This is a genomic window from Methylobacterium sp. Leaf89, from assembly GCF_001422215.1.
GTDB lineage: Bacteria > Pseudomonadota > Alphaproteobacteria > Rhizobiales > Beijerinckiaceae > Methylobacterium.
In genome coordinates this window covers 2,397-16,446 of record NZ_LMML01000011.1, presented here as the reverse complement: position 1 = coordinate 16,446, position 14,050 = coordinate 2,397, and the positions used below count along the sequence as shown (strand labels likewise).

The 14,050-nt window shown below is 68.5% G+C and carries 12 protein-coding genes; 6 read left to right on the top strand and 6 right to left on the bottom strand.

The window, feature by feature from the left end; all coding sequences use genetic code 11:
• From hydA to ASF18_RS05780, 6 genes are all read left to right on the top strand, one after another.
• Positions 1–1,422 (top strand): dihydropyrimidinase, encoded by a 1,422-nt coding sequence (gene hydA / locus ASF18_RS05805; protein WP_056350136.1) that lies wholly within the window; start codon positions 1–3, stop codon positions 1,420–1,422.
• Between the two features lie 123 nt (positions 1,423–1,545).
• Positions 1,546–2,538 carry an ABC transporter ATP-binding protein gene (locus tag ASF18_RS05800; protein WP_056350134.1) on the top strand — a complete coding sequence of 331 codons (993 nt, stop codon included), beginning with the start codon at positions 1,546–1,548 and terminating at the stop codon, positions 2,536–2,538.
• Between the two features lie 29 nt (positions 2,539–2,567).
• Positions 2,568–3,842 (top strand): extracellular solute-binding protein, encoded by a 1,275-nt coding sequence (locus ASF18_RS05795; protein ID WP_056221369.1) that lies wholly within the window; start codon positions 2,568–2,570, stop codon positions 3,840–3,842.
• Positions 3,843–3,912: 70 nt separating this feature from the next.
• Positions 3,913–4,863 carry an ABC transporter permease gene (locus ASF18_RS05790; RefSeq protein WP_056350132.1) on the top strand — a complete coding sequence of 317 codons (951 nt, stop codon included), beginning with the start codon at positions 3,913–3,915 and terminating at the stop codon, positions 4,861–4,863.
• 2 nt (positions 4,864–4,865) lie between these two features.
• Entirely contained in the window at positions 4,866–5,756 is an 891-nt protein-coding gene (locus ASF18_RS05785) for an ABC transporter permease (protein WP_056350131.1), read from the top strand.
• 129 nt (positions 5,757–5,885) lie between these two features.
• On the top strand, positions 5,886–6,209 hold the full coding sequence (locus tag ASF18_RS05780) for a hypothetical protein (RefSeq protein ID WP_056350128.1): 324 nt from the start codon (positions 5,886–5,888) through the stop codon (positions 6,207–6,209).
• Positions 6,210–6,258: 49 nt separating this feature from the next.
• Here the strand turns inward: ASF18_RS05780 and ASF18_RS05775 are convergent, their stop codons facing one another.
• The 6 genes from ASF18_RS05775 to ASF18_RS05750 form a co-directional block, all read right to left on the bottom strand.
• Entirely contained in the window at positions 6,259–7,284 is a 1,026-nt protein-coding gene (locus ASF18_RS05775) for an ABC transporter ATP-binding protein (protein ID WP_056350126.1), read from the bottom strand.
• Positions 7,281–8,342: an ABC transporter ATP-binding protein gene (locus tag ASF18_RS05770; protein ID WP_056221354.1), complete on the bottom strand. Its 1,062-nt coding sequence runs from the start codon at positions 8,340–8,342 to the stop codon at positions 7,281–7,283. The genes ASF18_RS05775 and ASF18_RS05770 overlap by 4 nt, the downstream gene beginning before the upstream one ends.
• Positions 8,339–9,268 (bottom strand): ABC transporter permease, encoded by a 930-nt coding sequence (locus ASF18_RS05765; RefSeq protein ID WP_056350124.1) that lies wholly within the window; start codon positions 9,266–9,268, stop codon positions 8,339–8,341. Before ASF18_RS05765 ends, ASF18_RS05770 begins: the two co-directional genes overlap by 4 nt.
• Positions 9,268–10,221: an ABC transporter permease gene (locus ASF18_RS05760; RefSeq protein ID WP_056221348.1), complete on the bottom strand. Its 954-nt coding sequence runs from the start codon at positions 10,219–10,221 to the stop codon at positions 9,268–9,270. Before ASF18_RS05760 ends, ASF18_RS05765 begins: the two co-directional genes overlap by 1 nt.
• A 177-nt stretch (positions 10,222–10,398) precedes the next feature.
• Positions 10,399–11,946: an ABC transporter substrate-binding protein gene (locus ASF18_RS05755; protein ID WP_244472600.1), complete on the bottom strand. Its 1,548-nt coding sequence runs from the start codon at positions 11,944–11,946 to the stop codon at positions 10,399–10,401.
• Between the two features lie 387 nt (positions 11,947–12,333).
• The coding region (locus ASF18_RS05750) for a TonB-dependent receptor (protein WP_244472590.1) at positions 12,334–14,050 on the bottom strand (1,717 nt) is incomplete at its 5' end.

Genomic DNA, 14,050 nt, shown 5'->3' with positions numbered 1-14,050 from the left:
ATGCCCGACTTCGACCTCGCCATCCGGGGCGGCACGCTGGTCACCGCCACCGACACGTTCGCCGCCGATCTCGGCATCCGCGGCGGTCGCATCGCGGCGATCGGCGAGCGGATCGCCGATGCGGCCCGCACGATCGACGCCTCCGGCCTCCTCGTCCTGCCCGGGGGCATCGACAGCCACGTCCACATCGCGCAGGCGTCCGGCCCCGGCATCGTCATGGCGGACGACTTCGCCTCCGCGACTCGCGCGGCGGCGGCCGGTGGCAACACCTGCGTGATGCCCTTCGCGCTCCAGCCCCGGGGCGCGTCGCTCCGCGCGGCGACCCATGCCTACCGGGCGCTGGCGGAGGGGCAGTGCCACATCGATGTCGCCATCCACCTCATCGTCTCGGACCCGACGCCGGCGGTGCTCGGGCAGGAGCTGCCGGGCCTGATCGCGGAGGGTTACACCTCCTTCAAAGTATTTATGACCTATGACGACCTCGTCCTGAACGACCGCCAGATCCTCGACGTGTTCGATCTGGCCCGCCGCGAAGGCGCCCGCGTCATGGTCCATGCGGAGGGCTACGACGCGATCCGCTACATGACCGAGCGACTGGAGAAGGCCGGCGAGACGCGCCCCTTCGGCCATGCCCTGTCCCGGCCGCAGGTGGTCGAGCGCGAGGCGGCGCACCGGGCCATCAGCCACGCCGAGCTCGTCGACCTGCCGATCGTCATCGTCCACGTCTCGGGCCAGCAGGCCATGGAGCAGATCGCCTGGGGCCGGGAGCGCGGCCTGAAGATCCACGCCGAGACCTGCCCGCAATACCTGACCCTGACCGCCGACCACATGAAGGGTTTCGGCTCAGACGACCCGATGGCGGGGGCCAAGTACGTCTGCTCGCCGCCGCCGCGCGAGGCCTCCAACCAGGCCGCGATCTGGCGCGGGATCCAGACCGGATTGTTCGACGTGGTCTCCTCCGACCATTGCCCCTTCCGCTACGACGATCCCGCCGGCAAGCTGAACCCGAAGGGCCGGACCTCCTTCCGCTGGGTGCCCAACGGCATCCCGGGCATCGAGACCCGTCTGCCCATCCTGTTCTCGGAAGGCGTCTCGGCGGGGCGCATCTCCCTCAATCGCTTCGTGGAACTCACCGCCACCAACCACGCCAAGCTCTATGGGCTCTACCCGCGCAAGGGCTCGATCGGAATCGGCTTCGACGCCGACCTGACGCTGTGGGATCCGAACCGCCGCGAGACGATCCGGCAGGCCAACCTCCACCACGGGGCGGACTACACCCCCTGGGAGGGGTTTTCCGTGACGGGCTGGCCGGTGATGACCCTCGCGCGGGGCGAGGTCGTCGCCGAGGATGGGCGGGTGACCGGGCCGCCCGGGCGCGGACGGGTCCTCGACCGGACGCCGGGGCCGGGATCTGCCGCCTGATCCGGCCGGCCGCCCCCGGGCGGCGCGCGCCAGCCCGGTTGCCGTCGACCGGAGACGGTTTGGGTGGCGAAACGGGGATCGTCTGGCCCGTCCTTTGCTGGGGATCGGGCGGGGAGACAACGCATGGACGTCGAGCTGATCCGCCTGACCAAGCGCTACGGCCACACGACCGCCGTGGACGGCATCGATCTGAAGGTGCGCTCGGGCGCCTATTGCTGCCTGCTCGGCCCCTCGGGCTGCGGCAAGACCACGACCCTGCGGATGATCGGCGGCCACGAGACGGTGTCCGGCGGCGACGTGGTCATCGGCCCGCGCTCCGTGGGGGATGCCACGCCGGCCGAGCGCGGCACGGCGATGATGTTCCAGAGCTACGCCCTGTTCCCCCACTTGAATTGCCGTGACAACGTCGCCTTCAGCCTGAAGATGCGCGGCATCGCGAAAGCCGAGCGCCGCGCCAAGGCGCTGGCGATGCTCGACCTCGTTCAGATGGCCCATCTGGCGGAGCGCTTGCCGGCGCAACTCTCCGGTGGCCAGCAGCAGCGCGTGGCGCTCGCCCGCGCGCTGGTCACCGGACCCAAGGTCCTGCTCCTCGACGAGCCGCTCTCGGCCCTCGATCCATTCCTGAGGGTGCGGATGCGGACCGAGCTGAAGCGGCTGCAGGCCGAACTCGGCATCACCTTCATCCACGTCACCCACAGCCAGGAGGAGGCGATGGCGCTCTCCGACCTCGTGGTGGTGATGAATGGTGGACGCATCGAGCAGGCGGCCGCCCCCCGCACCGTGTTCGAACGCCCGGCCACCGCCTTCGTCGCCCGCTTCATCGGCGGCCACAACGTCATCCGCCTGGCGGACGCGAGCGAGGTGGCGGTGCGTGCCGACCGGATGCGCCTCGGCGCGCAAGCCGGCCCGGACGCGGTGCCGGCCCGCGTCGTCTCGGTGGAGTACCAGGGCACCAGCGTGCATGTGGGCTTCGCGGCCGACGGCCTCGGCGGAATACCCGCCACCGCGCTGACGGCGGTGATCGACGACGCGGCCTATGCGGGCGCCCCCCTCGCCCTCGGCCAGACCGTGCCGCTGGGCTGGGACGCCGACGCCGCCCATCGCCTGAGCGCCTGACCCGACCGCGTTTCCTCAGAGGAGCCTGCATGACGACCACGATCAAGCTGAGCCGCCGCACCCTGCTCCAAGGCGCGGGTGCCACCGGACTGGCCCTCGGCGCCGGTCCGATCACCGGCTTTCCCAACGTGATCGCGGCCGAACCCGTGACCCTGCGCTACCTCGGCACCGCCGTGAACCAGTCCGGCGACATCGCCCGCAAGGTGAAGGAGGATCTCGGGATCACCATCGAGTACATCCCCGTCGTCACCGACGAGGTGACCAAGCGCGTGGTGACGCAGCCGAATTCCTTCGACCTCCTCGACACGGAGTTCTTCAGCCTGAAGAAGCTCATCCCCTCGGGCAACATCCAGGGCATGGATGCCCGTCGGATCAAGCAGGCCGACAACATCACCCCAGTCTTCACCAAGGGCCAGGTCGGGGGCAAGACGATCGGCGACCAGGGCACGGCGCCCAAGAAGGTCTTCTATCTCGAGGGACAAAACGCGAAGACCTTCGCGGGTTCGCCCACCGAGTGGATCACCCTGATCCCCACCACCTACAACGCCGACACCCTCGGCATCCGCCCGGACCTGATCAAGCGCCCGATCGCGAGCTGGAAGGAACTCCTGAACCCCGAATTCAAGGGGAAGGCCTCGATCCTCAACATCCCCTCCATCGGCATCATGGATGCCGCCATGGTGATCGAGGCCACGGGCGACTACACCTATCCCGACAAGGGCAACATGACGAAGGCCGAGATCGATCGCACCATCAAGCTGCTGATCGAGGCCAAGCGCGCCGGCCAGTTCCGCGCCTTCTGGCAGGACTTCAACGAATCCGTGAACCTGATGGCATCGGGCGAAACCGTGATCCAGTCGATGTGGTCGCCCGCCGTCACCAAGGTCCGCAGCCAGGGCGTGGCCTGCACCTACCAGCCCCTCAAGGAGGGCTACCGGGCCTGGGCCACCGGCTTCGGCCTGCCCAAGACCCTGACGGGCCGCAAGCTGGATGCGGCCTACGACTTCATCAACTGGTTCCTCTCCGGCTGGGCCGGCGCCTACCTCAACCGACAGGGCTACTACTCGGCCGTGCTGGAGACGGCCAAGGCGCACATGGAGCCCTACGAGTGGGCGTACTGGATGGAGGGCAAGCCCGCCGAAAAGGACATCAAGGGACCGGACGGCAGCGTGCTGGAGAAGGCCGGCGCCACCCGCGACGGCGGCTCCTTCGAGACCCGCATGGGCAGCGTCGCCTGCTGGAACGCCGTGATGGACGAGAACACCTACATGGTCCGTAAGTGGAACGAGTTCATCGCCGCGTGAGCGGGGCGACGATGCGAACGCCCTCCCCCGCAGAGGGGGGGAGGGTTTCGCCTGTCACGAGGGTTGCGCCATGACCGACATCGCCCTTCCCGCCGCCGTGACGGAGGCGCCGCCCGCCAAGGCCCCCGCCGCCAGCCTCACGACGAGGACCCGCCGCCGGCAGGCGCTGGCCTACCTCCAGGCCGCGCCGATGGTGCTCGTCTTCCTGGTGTTCTTCGTGGTGCCCCTGGGCCTGACCCTGATCGTCAGCTTCTGGGAGTACAACGAGTACGAGATCATTCCCGCCTTCACGGTGCAGAATTACATCGACGTGTTCGAGGGCTGCCTCAACACGGCGGATGCCTGCACCACCGTGCGGACCTACCTCTCGACCCTGAAATTCTGCGCGCTGACCTGGGCCTTCACCCTGGGGATCGGCTTCACGGTGGCCTACTTCGTCGCCTTCCACGTCCGCTCGCGCACCATGCAGATGGCGCTGTTCCTCGTCTGCACGATTCCGTTCTGGACCTCGAACGTGATCCGGATGATCTCCTGGATCCCGCTGCTGGGCCGCAACGGCCTCGTCAACGACACCCTGATGGGGATGGGGCTGATCAGGACGCCCATCGAGGGCCTGCTCTATTCCGACTTCTCGGTGGTGCTCGCCTTCGTGCACCTCAACACGGTCTTCATGATCGTGCCGATCTTCAACAGCATGGCGCGCATCGACCGGTCGCTGATCGAGGCGGCCTATGATTCCGGCGCCACCGGCTGGCAGACCCTCTGGAACGTGGTGGTGCCCCTGGCCAAGCCCGGCATCGCCATCGGGTCGATCTTCGTGGTGACCCTGGTGATGGGCGACTTCGTCACCGTCGGCGTCATGGGCGGCCAGCAGATCGCCTCGGTCGGCAAGGTCATCCAGGTCCAGATGTCGGCCCTGCAGCTGCCGGCGGCCGCGGCCAACGCGGTGGTCCTGCTGGGCGCCGTGATGCTGATGATCGTGGCCATGACCCGGCTCATTGACTTGCGGAAGGAACTCTAGACGTGAGCGACCGCCGCCGCTCCCCGGCCTTCTACGCCCTGGCGGCGTTCTTCGCCCTCTTCGTGGCCTTCCTGTACGGGCCGACGCTGACGATCCTCGTCCTCAGCTTCCAGGGGCCGCAGGGGGGCCTCACCTTCCCGATGAACGGGGTCTCGACGCACTGGTTCGGCAAGCTCTGGGCCGGGCTCGGGATCGTCGACATCTGGGGCGCCCTCTGGCGCTCCCTGCGACTCGGCCTCGTGGTGATGGGGCTCACCGTCGTCATCGCGTTCTTCGCCGGCCTCGCCTTCCGCAAGCGCTTTCGCGGCGAGGGCGCGCTGTTCACGGTTGCGGTCGCGAGCCTGATCGTCCCCTCGATCGTGGTCTCGCTCGGCATCGGGTTGGAATTCCGGCTTCTCGACGAGGCGGTGAAATGGGCTGCGGCCGAGACCGGATGGGGCTGGCTGCAGGAGCACGGTACCCTGATGGGGCTCTACACCTCGGCGCTGGGCGCCCACCTCACCTGGACCCTGCCCTTCGGCCTCCTGATCATGTTCGCGGTCTTCAACCGGTTCGACCCGGCCTACGAGGAGGCCGCCCGCGACCTCGGCGCCACCGGGTCTCAGACCCTGCGTCACGTGGTGGTGCCGATCCTCGGCCCCTCGCTGGTCGGCGTCGCGTTGTTCGGCTTCACCCTGTCCTTCGACGAGCTCGCCCGCACCAGCCAGGCCATCGGCGGCCGCAACACCCTGCCACTGGAGCTGCAGGGCCTGACCACCACCGTCACCACGCCGGAGATCTACGCGCTGGGCACCCTCACCACCGGCCTGTCGCTCGCGGTGATCGGACTGGCGTTGGGGACCAGCCTGTACCTGCAGCGCTGCAAGGCGAAGGCGGGCTTGCGGCTGGGGTGACGTCAGTCCGGGAGCTTCGTCAGACCGGCGATTTCGGACAACCTTCGAATCTCGCACACCTGGGTCATTCGAAAGAAACACCTCCAGGTTATCATCTGTCGTCGATGAAGCCTGGAGTTTTACCAACCGATGAGGCGTGCCTATCTGATCGTCGCGGCGACGGTCGCTGTTCTCACTTGCCTGTCTTGGGTCGCGAGCGTTCGATTCAGTGAGGCGAGCTTCCTCCCGATGCAGTGGGGGATCGACGGTCGCCCGACATGGTACGCCCCGAAGTGGATGGCGCTCAGCTTCGGTCCCATGATCGGATGCTTCGTGATGGCATCGATCCTGATCACACGCCGATACGATCACGACGGTGCACGGGCCGTCAGAGACCTTCTCCCCGCGATCGTCATCGTGACGGGCGGCCAAGCCTTCTATCTCTTCGTGCTTTTGACTCGTGCGGCGGCCTAGCCGAGCCGACGTCAAAGCGGCCCCCGAAGGTCGGAGCCGACGCGCGACGCTACATAGCCGCTTCCAGCACCTGCGCCTTGTCCTCCGTGAACGCTGCGTGCGCCGCTTCCGTACGCCAACAGGCGGCGCGGTGGTCCGGCTTCACGTTGACGTAAGGTGGCGCCTCGACCCGGCAGCGCGCCTCGGCGAGGAAGCAGCGCGGGGCGAAGGGGCAGCCCGGCGGGCGGTTGGCGAGGTCGGGCGGGCTGCCGGGGATCGTCTTCAGGCGCGTGCCCTTGGCGAGCGCCCCATCGGCGCGGCTGCGCAGGAGGCCGATCGTGTAGGGGTGGTGGGGGGCGAGCACCACGTCCCGGGCGGAGCCCTCCTCGACGATGCGGCCGGCATACATCACCGCGATCCGGTCCGCGACCTCCACGGCGGCGCCGAGGTCGTGGGTGACGAAGATCGTCGAGAGGCCGAGCTCCGCCTGCAATTCGCGCAGGAGCAGCAGGATCTGGATCTGAACGGTGGCGTCGAGCGCCGTGGTCGGCTCGTCGGCGAGCAGGACCTGCGGCCGGCAGGCGAGCGCCAGAGCGATCATCGCGCGTTGGCGCATGCCCCCCGACATCTCGTGCGGATAGGCGTCGAGGCGCCGCTCCGGGCTCGGAATGCGGACCCGCTCGAACAGGGCCAGGGCGCGCTGGCGGGCCGCCCCGGCGCTGATCCGCTCGTGCTGGCGGATCGCCTCGGTGATCTGCTGGCCCACCGTGTAGACGGGATCGAGGGCCAGGAGCGGCTCCTGGAAGATCATCGCCACGGCCCGGCCGCGCAGGGCCCGCAGGGCTTTGGGCGACAGGGCCATCACGTCCGCGCCGCCAACCCGGATCGTGCCGCCGATCCGCGTCCGGCGCTCCGGGTTCAGGCGCATGATCGCCCGAAGGGTGACGCTCTTGCCGGAGCCGGACTCGCCGATCAGCGCCACGGCCTGGCCGCGCTCCAGGGTGAGGTCGACCCCGTCCACGGCCTCGACCACGCCGCCGAAGACCACCGTCAGGCCGCGGATCGCGACGGCCGGCTCGGGTGCCGATACGCTCATGCGGCCACCGTCAGGCTGGGCGACAGGGAATGGCCCGAGCCGGGCTGGCGGGCGAGGCAGGCGACGCGGTGGCGCGCATCGCGGCCGTCGAGGGGCGGGACCGTGCCGCGGCAGACCTCTTCGACGAGGGCGCAGCGCGGGTGGAAGCGGCAGCCGGCGGGCGGGTCGATGGGGTTCGGCGGGTCGCCGGCAAGCGGCGCCACCGTGGTCCGCGCATCCGGGTCCATCGAGGGCATCGAGGACAGGAGCGCGGCCGTGTAGGGATGGGCCGGAGCGGCCAGCACCGTGTCGGCGGGGCCGATCTCCACCACCTGACCGAGATACATTACCGCCACCCGGTCGCAGATGAAGCGCACCACGTTGAGGTCGTGGCTGATGAAGAGGTAGGTGAGGTTGAACTCCTGTTTCAAATCCATCAGCAGGTTCAGCACCTGCGCCTCCACCGACTTGTCGAGGGCCGAGACCGCCTCGTCGAGCACCACGAGGCGGGGTTCGAGGGCGAGCGCCCGGGCGATGTTCACCCGCTGGCGCTGGCCGCCTGAGAGCTCGTGCGGGTAGCGCGCCGCGAAGCGCGCCGGCTCCAGCCCCACCCGGGCGAGCAGGCTGCGGGCGCGCTCGATGGCCTGGCGCTTCGGGATCCCGTGCACCTGTGGCCCGAAGGCGATGGACCCCTCGACGGTCATGCGCGGATTCAGGGAGGAGTAGCTGTCCTGAAACACCATCTGGGCCTGGGCCCGGAAGTCCCGCAGGGGCAGCGCCCGGCTGCCGATGCGCTCGCCGTCGAACAGCAGGTCGCCGGAATCGTGGCGGATCAGGCCCATGATGAGCCGGGCGGTAGTGGACTTGCCGCAGCCCGACTCGCCGACCACGCCGAGGGTCTCGCCCTTCAGGATTTCGAAATCGACGCCGTCCACCGCTCGCACCACCGCCTTGGTGCCGCCGATGCCCTTCTTGACGGGGAAGTGCTTCACAAGTCGGTCGACGGTGAGGAGGGGCTGAGCCGGGCCGCCCCGGTCGCGGGCGATCGGGACGGTGGCGAGGCCGATGGGCTGGCTCATACTTTCACTTCCATGGCGGACCGCAGGCCGTCGGAGAACAGGTTGAACGAGATCGAGACGATGAAGATGGCCAGCCCCGGCAGGGCCGCGACCATCGGGTTCACGTAGATCGCCGTGCGCAGGGTGTTCAGCATCAGGCCCCATTCGGGCTCCGGCGGCTTCACGCCGAGGCCGAGGAAGGAGAGGCCGGAGGCCAGGATCATCGATACGCTGATGAGGCTGGTGGCGTAGACGAAGATCGGCCCCAGCACGTTGCCGAGCACCTGCACGCGCAGGATCATCAGGGTCGAGGCGCCGGAGAGGCGGGCGGCGTCGACGTAGTCGCGGGCGCGGATCTGGGTAGTCACGCTCTCGGCCACGCGGGCGATCTGGGGCACGAACACGCAGGTCAGCGACACGATCGAGTTGAAGATGCCCGCGCCCAGGGCGCCAGAGAGCGCGATGGCGAGCAGCACCGAGGGGAACGCGAAGAACACGTCCACCGTGCGCATCAGCACGGTGTTGACCCAGCCGCCGACGTAGCCGGCCAGGATGCCGATGCCGGATCCGATGACGAAGGCGAGGATGACGGGGGTGACCCCGATGAACAGGGACAGGCGCCCGCCCATCATCAGGCGACTCAGCATGTCGCGGCCGAGTTCGTCCGAGCCCAGGAGGTAGGTGGCGTCGCCGATAGGCTTCAGGCGCCGCAGCATCGAGCCGCGATAGGGGTCCATCGGGGTGATCCAGGGCGAGAGCAGCGCCACCGCCACGATCGCCAGAATGATGCCGGCGGCGGCCATCGCTACGGGATCGCGCAGGAGCTTGTGGCCGACCTGCCCCCAGAACCCCCGCGAGGGCACGAAGGCGTCCGGCGCCGTCGGCGCCGGGGCGGCCCCGCCGGCGATGTCGAGGATCGGTGCGGCGGCCTGTGTCGCGCGTGCCATCAGCCCCTCTCGATGCGCGGGTCGAGCGCCGTCTGGACGACGTCGACGATGAGGTTGAGGGCGACGAAGAACATCGCCAGGACGAGAATCGAGCCCTGCAGCAGGGGCAGGTCGCGCTGGAAGATCGCGGCGTTGAGGAGGAAGCCGGTGCCGGGCCAGGCGAACACGGTCTCGATCAGGATCGAGCCGCCCAGCAGGTAGCCGAGTTGCAGGCCCATGATGGCCAGCGCCGTCGGGGCCGCGTTCTTGACGACGTGCCGGAACACGCCGAACTCGCTCATGCCCTTGGCCCGGAGCGCACCGACGAAGTCCTGCGCGAGGATGTCGCCCACCAGCGCCCGGATGGTGCGGGCGATGACGCCCATGGGAATCACCGACATCGTGAGGGCCGGCAGGATGATGTAGCGCAGGTGGTCGAGATCGGGCCGCCAGTTGCCCGAGCCGTCGGGCCCGGCCCCAGTGGGCGGCAGCCAGCCGAGTTGGGCCGAGAACACGATGACCAGCACCATGCCGAGCCAGTAATGCGGCACGCTCACCCCGAAGACCGAGACCGCCGAGGCGAGCCGGTCCAGGACCGAGTTGCGGAAGTAGCCGGCCACGAAGCCGAACAGGCACCCGAAGGTGAAGCCGATCAGCGTCGCCACGGAGGCCAGGATCAGGCTGTTCACCACGGCCCGCCCGACCTCCTGCACCACGGGGCGGCCGGTGGCGATGGAGATGCCGAGATCGCCCTGAAGCACGTGCCAGAGCCAGATCACGTACTGGACGGGCAGCGGCTTGTCGTAGCCGTAGGCCGCCCGCATGGCGTCGATGGTCTCCTGCGTGGCGTCCACCGGGAGCACCGCGCTCAAGGGATCGCCGGGGGCGAGGTGGACCAGCATGAAGCAGACGACGCTCACGCCGAGCGCCACCGGCGTCACGGTGAGCAGGCGCTTGAGGATGAACTTCAGCATGTTCTCAGCCCTCTCTCCTCTGCGGAAGAGGGTACCTGCGGAGCAGGCGGGAGCGGAGGCGACTTTGCCGGATGCGGCATGCCCCTCCCCCGGTTCCTGCGCGACCACCCTCCCCCCGCAGCGGGGGAGGGTTCATGACTGCGACCTTCATCGTCACTTGCTCAACCACTTGCCCGATCACTTGCCCATCGAGATCGGCGAGAAGTCTTGGAACCAGTTCTGCGCCTGCACGAAGCCCTTCACCTTGGGGCTCATGGCACGCGGATTGGTGTCGTGGGCCACCATCAGGAACAGGGCGTCGTCGACGTACTTCTCGTGCACCTTCTCCAGGACCTTGGTCTGCTCGGCCGGGTCGAAGGTGGTGCGGACCTGGTCGAAGAGCTTGTCCATCTCGGGGTCGCAGTAATGGCCCCAGTTGGTGCCGTTGGGCGCCGCGAGGTTGCACTGGAGGTGGCGGATGAAGCCCGTGAAGGGGTCCTGGATGAAGTAGGAGAAGTTCATCCCCGTCGCCTTGCGCGACATGTCGGACTTAGCGCCCGCGCGCCACAGGTTGATGAGCGTGTTCCACTCGACCACCTCGAACTCGACCTTGATGCCGACATCCGCGAGGTTCTGCTGGATGAACTCGTTCATCGGCAGGGGCTGCATCTGGCCCGAGCCCGACGGCGCGATCAGGATCTTGGTGACGATGGGCTTGTTCGGGCCGTAGCCGGCCTCGGCCAGGAGCTTCTTGGCGGCTTCGGGGTCGTAGGTCGGCTTGAAGGTCGGGTGGCCGAACCAGGCCGAGCCCGGCGGCATGAAGCCCTGTGCCGGGATCATCAGCCCGTTGAGCAATTCCTTCATGCCCTCGCGGTCCACCGCGAGGTTAGCGGCCTTGCGCACGCGGATGTCGTTCCAGGGCGAGCCCTCGACGCGGGAGAGGTGCCAGGTCCAGTTGTGCGGGTAGGCGTTGGTGACGATGCCGAAGCCGGCGGCCTTCAGGGACGCGACGGCATCCGGCGGGGGCGCCTCGATCCAGTCGACCTGACCCGAACGGAGGGCCGCCACGCGGGCATTGGCCTCGGGCAGCGGCACGAGCACGAGCTTGTCGAGCTTGGGCACCCGGGCCTTGTCCCAGTACTCCTTGTTGGGCACCATCTCGGCGCGCTCGCGCGGGGCGAACAGGGTGAGCTTCCACGGGCCGGTGCCGGCCGGGGTCTTGGCGAAGGCGTCCCAGCTCTTGCCGACCTTCTCCCACTGGGCCGGCGACGAGATCATGATCCACGCGATCTGGTAGGGCAGCGTCGCGTCGGGGTTCTTGGTGACGATTTCGAGGGTGGTCGGGTCGATGGCGCGGTAGCTCGCCACCGCCGGGATGCGCGAGCGCCCCTGGGCCGACTGGCGCGGGTCGAATTGCGGCGCGTCGGTCTTCAGGAGCTTGTCGAGGTTCCACACCACCGACTCGGCGGTGAAGGGCGAGCCGTCGTGGAAGGTCACGCCCTCGCGCAGCTTGAAGGTCCACTTGGTGTTGTCGGCGGGATCGACGGCCCAGTTCGTGGCGAGGCCCGGCACCAGCACGGAGGGCTTGGTGGCGGAGGAGAGGTCCCAATTGATGAGCCCGTCATAGACCGTGTAGCCCGTGAACCGCATGCCCTCGCCGCCATTGTCGGCTTGGCCCGTGGTGAGCGGGATGTCGGAGGCCGTCATACCGATCTTGAGGACGCCCTGCGCGAAGGCCGTGGGCATCAGCACCCCGGACAGCAGGGCGGCGGCGAGAAGGCGGGACTTCGACCATCGGGAAACGGAAGCAAACATGCGCGGACGGGTTTCCATGGGCTGGAGACGGCGTGACGGAACCGTGAATGCAATCCATCGGCCAACCCCTCGCGCCGCTCCCGGTCGCCCGAGACGAACACGCCGCCTGATCATGTCTTGCCCCCCACGATCCGGATTCTGTGCTGCACCGGCCGAGGACGCCTTGATGCTGTCCAAGCCCTCGGGTGCGCGGCCAGGCATTGCCTCAAAGACATGCAGAGATCTTGCCGCTCTCCGGAAACCTCCCATCACACGCCTAAAATATAGGCAATCCCGCGCTCTGCCCGCCGGAGCCGCAAACTCGCGGGCCGCAGGATCTCAGAACGCGAGCTTCAGCCCTCCGACGACGTTGCGCGGCGCGCCCGCGAGGATCGATCCGGCCGTGCCCGCCAGGGTGGCTGCTCCGTTCTCCAGGCCGGTGGTCCGGCTGAGGGTGCTCGTCAGGTTCAGGGCGGAGGCGATGAAGGTCGTGTCGAGCAGGTTGCGGACTTCCAGGTACAGGCTGAGGCGCTTGGCGTAGCCCCCGGTGAGCTCCGTGGCGTAGTGGACGTTCGCGTTGAGGATGGCGTAGCCGGGGGTCCTCAGGTGGTTTCCGTTGTCGATGAGGACGCCGTCCTGAACCACGGTTTCCACGAAGGCGCCGAGCCCGTCCAGGGGACCGCCGACCTGATCGTAGCCGACCCGCGCCAGGAGCTGGTGCGCGGGGACGCCGGGAATGGACTTGCCCGCCCGGTCCAAACGGGCGGTGACGGCACCGGCGCTCAGCAGCTCGGTGAACCGCGTGTAGATCTGGTCGTCGAAGCTGTAGGCCAGCGTTCCGCGCCAGCCCGGCGCGAAGGCCCAGTCGCCGCCGAGTTCGACGCCGCGATGCTCCGAGGCAGGGGCGTTGATGAAGTAGCTCAGCCGGCCCCCACCCGGTGATTGCGACAGGAGTTCGTTGCGGAAGAACTCGTAGAAGCCCGTGAGGCTGATCCGCAGGGAGTCCACCGGCGTCCAGTCGACGCCGAGGTCGAAGCCGAGGTTCGTCTGTGTCTGAAGCTGCGTGTTGTTGCCCGGCAGCCCCGCGCTGGTGACGAACAGGTTGCTGCCCGTCGGCGTGGCGTAGCCGGTGGCGACGCGCCCGCGGACGCTCCAGGCGTCCCGGGGCCGATAGACCACGGCCAGTTCCGGCGCGACGTTAAGGAAGCTGCGCGCGGCATCGACCACCGAGGCCGTCCGTCCGGCTTCCGAATAGGTATAGGCGCTGTTGCGTCCGGTGATCGTGGTGTTCGTCGCGCTGAGTCCGAGGAGCCCGCTCCACTGGTCGGAAAGTGCCACCTCCGTGCGGGCGCGCCCGCCGAGATTGGTCTGGTCGCCGCGCAGGTCTCCGATCAGGGCGCCCAGGGCCGGTCGTCCCGCCCCCGGCGCCCGGTTGAACGTGGTCACGTGGTTGTCGAGGATCTCGGAGGTGAAGGCCACGTAGCCCACGGCCGGCAGGCCCATCAGGTCGTAGCGTCGGGTCAGGTCCGTGAGGAGGGTCAGGGACGGGTAACCGCCCCGGACGGCGGAGGTGTAGAACGGCTGGTCGAAGTTGCGCTCGTCGAAGCCGAGCTGGGTCCGCCAGGTCGTCTGTGCGTCGAGGTCGTGCTCCCAGCGCAGGGCCACGACGGTGCGCCGGTCGTCCCGTCCGAACCCGCCCTCGGTGGCGGTCACGCCGACGGTCCGGCCGAAGGCCCCGTTGGCGAACAGGTTCGTCAGGGTACAGCCCGGTGCCGCCGTCGCCACCGTGCGGCATCCGCGCTGGTAGGGATTGATCTGGTACTGGTCCAAAGAGGACCGGGCGGGCAGGTTCGCCTGCAACGGGTTGTTGATCACCTTGAGCGTGAAGCGGTTGTCCGGCGTCGGCGTGTAGCTGGCCAGCAGGTTGATCGTCTGCGTGTCGTAGGCGCTGTGATCCTGGTAGCCGCCGGCGCGGACGTCGCTGGCGAACAGGCTGATCTCGACGGGACCGCTGACGCCGCCGACCGTGAAATAGTTGCTCAGATAGCCGAAGCTC

Coding starts and splice junctions, on each gene's coding strand:
- hydA (WP_056350136.1), top strand. CDS start 1: ATGCCCGACTTCGACCTCGCCATCCGGGGCGGCACGCTGGTCACCGCC.
- ASF18_RS05800 (WP_056350134.1), top strand. CDS start 1,546: ATGGACGTCGAGCTGATCCGCCTGACCAAGCGCTACGGCCACACGACC.
- ASF18_RS05795 (WP_056221369.1), top strand. CDS start 2,568: ATGACGACCACGATCAAGCTGAGCCGCCGCACCCTGCTCCAAGGCGCG.
- ASF18_RS05790 (WP_056350132.1), top strand. CDS start 3,913: ATGACCGACATCGCCCTTCCCGCCGCCGTGACGGAGGCGCCGCCCGCC.
- ASF18_RS05780 (WP_056350128.1), top strand. CDS start 5,886: ATGAGGCGTGCCTATCTGATCGTCGCGGCGACGGTCGCTGTTCTCACT.
- ASF18_RS05775 (WP_056350126.1), bottom strand. CDS start 7,284: ATGAGCGTATCGGCACCCGAGCCGGCCGTCGCGATCCGCGGCCTGACG.
- ASF18_RS05770 (WP_056221354.1), bottom strand. CDS start 8,342: ATGAGCCAGCCCATCGGCCTCGCCACCGTCCCGATCGCCCGCGACCGG.
- ASF18_RS05765 (WP_056350124.1), bottom strand. CDS start 9,268: ATGGCACGCGCGACACAGGCCGCCGCACCGATCCTCGACATCGCCGGC.
- ASF18_RS05760 (WP_056221348.1), bottom strand. CDS start 10,221: ATGCTGAAGTTCATCCTCAAGCGCCTGCTCACCGTGACGCCGGTGGCG.
- ASF18_RS05755 (WP_244472600.1), bottom strand. CDS start 11,946: ATGCCCACGGCCTTCGCGCAGGGCGTCCTCAAGATCGGTATGACGGCC.